This is a genomic window from Pseudooceanicola lipolyticus (assembly GCF_002786325.1).
In the GTDB taxonomy this organism is placed as follows: domain Bacteria; phylum Pseudomonadota; class Alphaproteobacteria; order Rhodobacterales; family Rhodobacteraceae; genus Pseudooceanicola_C; species Pseudooceanicola_C lipolyticus.
In genome coordinates this window covers 1-3,955 of record NZ_PGTB01000247.1, presented here as the reverse complement: position 1 = coordinate 3,955, position 3,955 = coordinate 1, and the positions used below count along the sequence as shown (strand labels likewise).

Sequence of the window (3,955 nt, the reverse complement as noted above, 5' to 3'; positions counted from 1 at the left end):
CGAGGTGACCGGCCCGCCACCACCGGCCAGACCCAGGCGCACCGCCCTCAGCGCCAGGCCGTGGGCGGTTTCCGGGTCGACCCGGTGCAGCGCGGCCAGCCCGGCGCGCTCGGCCAGGCTCATGTCATGTCGTCCGGGAAGTGGTGAAAACCGCCTTCCAGCGGCAGCGGCTTGGCCCAGACCACATCGGACTGGCGCAGCGGTGCATAGAGATGCGGGAACAGCGCGCCGCCGCGCGATTCCTCCCATTTCAACGCCGCGCCCAGGGTGTCGGCCTCCATCGCCAGCAGCAGCAGCCCGTCTTCGCCGGCAAAATGTTTCGACGCGGTTTCGCGCACTTGCGCGGCGGTGGAAAAATGAACAAACCCGTCGGCCTGGTCGATCGGCGCTCCGGCGGTTTCGCCCTTGCATTGCAGGTCGGCCCATTCGCCGCCGCGCAGTATCTTGTAAATCAGCATGGCCGGGTGATGCCCCGGCGCGCGGCACGACGCAAGCCGTAATCTGCCGCAAGGTCAATCAAGGTTTCTTTGACATGGTGGCGCAACCGGCGCACCATTTCGGGATCGTCCTGCAAGGAGATTTCCCGATGCTGACCCGATTCCTGACTTCGGCTGCGGCGCTTGCCCTGACCGCCGGCACCGCCGCCGCCGATTATTCCCTGACCATTCTGCACACCAACGATTTCCATGACCGGTTCGAGCCGATCAGCAAGTATGACTCGACCTGCGTCGAGGAAGACAACGCCGCCGGCGAATGCTTTGGCGGGATCGCCCGCCTGGTGACCGCCATTGGCGAGGCCCGCTCTGCGGCCCCGGGCGACGTGCTGCTGCTCGACGCCGGGGACATGTTCCAGGGCTCGCTGTTCTTCACCCAATACGGTGGCGACCTGGCGGCCGAGTTCATGACCCAGCTTGACTATGACGCGATGGCGGTGGGCAACCACGAGTTCGACAAGGGCCCCGAGGGGCTTTCGGACTTCCTCGACCAGGTCGAGTTCCCGGTGCTCTCGGCGAATATCGATGTCAGCCAGAACAACATGCTGGCTGGCCGCGTCGGCAAGTCGCTGGTGCTGGAGCCGGGCGGCGAGAAGATCGGCATCGTTTCGGTGCTGGCCGAGGATACGCCCGAGACCTCTTCGCCGGGCGACACGGTGATCTTCTCCTCTGCGGTGGACTCCGCCCAGGCCGAGATTGACCGGCTGACGGCAGAGGGTGTCAACAAGATCATCCTGCTGACTCATGTCGGCCTGTCGCAAGACCGGGTGCTTGCGCAGGAGTTGACCGGCGTCGACCTGATCATCGGCGGCCACAGCCACACGCTGCTGGGCGATATGGAGGGCGCGGCCGGACCCTATCCGACGGTCGAGAACGACGTGCCGATTGTCACCGCCTATGCCTATGGCAAATACCTGGGCGTGCTTCAGGCAACCTTCGACGACGCCGGTGAACTGACCGAGCTGGCGGGCGCGCCGCAGCTGCTGGACGCTTCGGTGAGCGAGGACGAAGCGACCAAGGCGCGGGTGGCCGAGCTGGCCGGCCCGCTCGAGGAGATGCGCAGCACCGTGGTCGCCGAGACCGCCGAGGCGATCGAGGGCTCGCGCGAGGTCTGCCGGGCGCAGGAATGCCCGATGGGCAACCTGGTGGCCGATGCAATGCTCGACCGGGTCAAGGACCAGGGTGTCCAGATCGCGATCCAGAACGGCGGTGGCCTCCGCGCCTCGATCGACTCGGGCGAGGTGACGATGGGCGAGGTGCTGACGGTGCTGCCGTTCCAGAACACGCTGTCGACCTTCCAGGTCACCGGCGCGACGCTGGTCGAGGCGCTGGAAAACGGCGTCAGCCAGCTGGAAGAGGGGGCCGGGCGCTTTCCGCAGGTGGCGGGCATGAGCTTTGCCTTCGATCGCACGCAGGCCCCCGGCAGCCGGATCAGCGAGGTGATGGTTGGTGGCGCGCCGATCGAGATGGACAAGCTTTATGGCGTGGTGTCGAACAATTATGTCCGCACCGGCGGCGATGGCTACAAGATGTTTGTCGATGCGCAGAACGCCTATGATTTCGGGCCCGACCTGGCCGATGTGACGGCGGAATACCTGGCCGCAAATGCACCGTATCAGCCCTATACCGACGGGCGGATCACCGCGAAATAAGGACCGCCGCCCCCTCTGTCCCCAGAGGGGGCGCGCTGCGAAAAAGATTGACGGACCGGCGCCGGATCCATTATTTAACGGATATGTTAAATAATGGAGCGCTGCCATGACCCCTGTGAAACTGCATGTCTTCCCGCCGTCACCCAATTCCCGCAAGGTGATCTTCCTCAACGCCCACCTGGATCTGAACCTGCCGCTTGAAATGGTCGATCTGCGCAATGGCGCGCAGAAGGCGCCCGACTTCCTGGCCCTCAATCCCAACGGCAAGGTCCCGGTGCTGGAATTCGACGATGGTTCGACCCTTTGGGAATCCAACGTCATCCTCAACCGCCTGGCGGGCATCGCCGAGTCCGACCTGTGGCCGCGTTCGGACCAGCGCTATGACATCCTGCGCTGGCAGTCCTGGGAGGCGGCCCATTGGACCCCGGCCTGTGCCCCCTATATCGGCTATCACCTGTTCAACGATACCAGCGTCAATCTCGATGCCGCGGCCGAGACCTTCCACCGGTTTGCCGCCGTGCTGGATGGCCATCTGAAGGGCCGCGACTGGCTGGCGGGCGCAGAGATGACCACCGCCGATATCTCGGTCGGGGCAATCTTGGCTCTGCGCGCGGCCTGCCATTACCCGCTGGACGGCTATGCCAATATCACCGCCTGGATGGCCCGGCTGGAGGCGGTCAAGGGCTGGTCCGCCGCCGACGAGATGATGCGCGCCGCCTGAGCCGGCGGACGTCTCAGGCCGGGCAGGGGCTGATATCGGGCCAGAGCGCCGGGTCCAGACCGTCGATAAATGGCGCCAGCGCCGTCGCGTGGCGGCGCCAGCCGCCAACCGAGCGGCTATGCACCGGCTGCCGGATCTGGTTGGCGCTCATCGTCATCACCGGGGTTGCGCTCTGGTGCGGGCGGGCCATGGCCGGGTGCCAGTCCAGCCCGCAGAACTCGGCCAGCGCGTGGCTGGCGGTGTCGATATCGGCCACCAGCGCCTCGTAATGCAGATCGAGGATCTGGCCCGGAAAAATCCGGTGCCAATGGGCCATCATCCGGGCGTAGTCGTTGAACCGGCGCGCCATCGCCGTCAGGTCATAGGTGTAATCCAGCGCGCGGCCGGAAAAATGCCCCTGCCACATCGACAGCGCGATGTCGCGCGGGTCGCGGCGCAGGTTGACGATCCGGGCCTGCGGATAGGCGGCCTTGAGAAACCCGATCAGCCGGTAGTTTTCCGGCATCTTGTCGACATAGGCGCGGCGGCCCGGCGGCAGCGCCGGCAGCAGCGCGCGGTCGGCGGTGCGAAAGGCGGCGATTTCGGAAGCACCAAACGCCGTGTCGGCATGGATCAGCGGATACAGCAGGATGCCCGCCGCCGCCCGTTCGCCCAGTGCGGCGACTTCGGGATGCGCGCCCAGCACCGCTTCGGCCAGGGTGGTGCCCGACCGGGGCAGGCCCAGCACGAAGATCGGCAGCGGACCGTCACCTGCAACCGGGTGCTGGGGCGCCTCGGCAAATCGGGCCAGGATCCGCTGGCTCAGCGCGCTGTCGGCAACGCTGTCGAACGGGCGCAGCCGCGCCATGGTGGCATTGGCGGCGGCAAGCTGGCGGTCCTGTTCCTCGGTCTCGCCAGCCTGCCCAACGATCCGCGCCAGGGCATAGGCAAGCCGCGCCTGCGCTTCGCTGCCCGGCGTGGCGCGTTTCAGCGCCGCCACGACGCGGGGGCGCAGGTCGGCATTGGCCTCGGCCGGGTTCAGCCGCGCCAGTTCCTCCAACGCCTCGGGATGGCCCGGCGCCAGGGTCAGCACGGTTGCGTATTCGCCG

General features: G+C 66.6%; 5 protein-coding genes and 1 pseudogene. 2 read left to right on the top strand and 4 right to left on the bottom strand.

Annotated features, from left to right (window positions below; translation table 11 throughout):
- From CVM52_RS27825 to CVM52_RS28005, 3 genes and pseudogenes are all read right to left on the bottom strand, one after another.
- Nucleotides 1–123, bottom strand: a pseudogene (locus CVM52_RS27825) (quinone-dependent dihydroorotate dehydrogenase); the annotation flags it as partial.
- The gene (locus CVM52_RS24240; RefSeq protein WP_100164871.1) at nucleotides 120–458 is read right to left on the bottom strand and encodes a DUF952 domain-containing protein; all 339 of its coding nucleotides are present in this window, start codon (nucleotides 456–458) and stop codon (nucleotides 120–122) included. The gene CVM52_RS24240 and the pseudogene CVM52_RS27825, both read right to left, overlap by 4 nt.
- Nucleotides 452–574: a hypothetical protein gene (locus CVM52_RS28005; RefSeq protein WP_276308664.1), complete on the bottom strand. Its 123-nt coding sequence runs from the start codon at nucleotides 572–574 to the stop codon at nucleotides 452–454. Before CVM52_RS28005 ends, CVM52_RS24240 begins: the two co-directional genes overlap by 7 nt.
- A 12-nt stretch (nucleotides 575–586) precedes the next feature.
- Here CVM52_RS28005 and CVM52_RS24235 point away from each other — a divergent pair, with 12 nt between their 5' ends.
- Nucleotides 587–2,146 carry a bifunctional metallophosphatase/5'-nucleotidase gene (locus CVM52_RS24235; RefSeq protein WP_100164872.1) on the top strand — a complete coding sequence of 520 codons (1,560 nt, stop codon included), beginning with the start codon at nucleotides 587–589 and terminating at the stop codon, nucleotides 2,144–2,146.
- Nucleotides 2,147–2,252: 106 nt separating this feature from the next.
- The gene (locus tag CVM52_RS24230; protein ID WP_100164870.1) at nucleotides 2,253–2,867 is read left to right on the top strand and encodes a glutathione S-transferase family protein; all 615 of its coding nucleotides are present in this window, start codon (nucleotides 2,253–2,255) and stop codon (nucleotides 2,865–2,867) included.
- Nucleotides 2,868–2,880: 13 nt separating this feature from the next.
- Here CVM52_RS24230 and CVM52_RS24225 read toward each other — a convergent pair.
- Nucleotides 2,881–3,955 (bottom strand): sulfotransferase family protein (locus tag CVM52_RS24225; protein WP_133119973.1); only part of this gene is annotated, 1,075 nt, incomplete at its 5' end.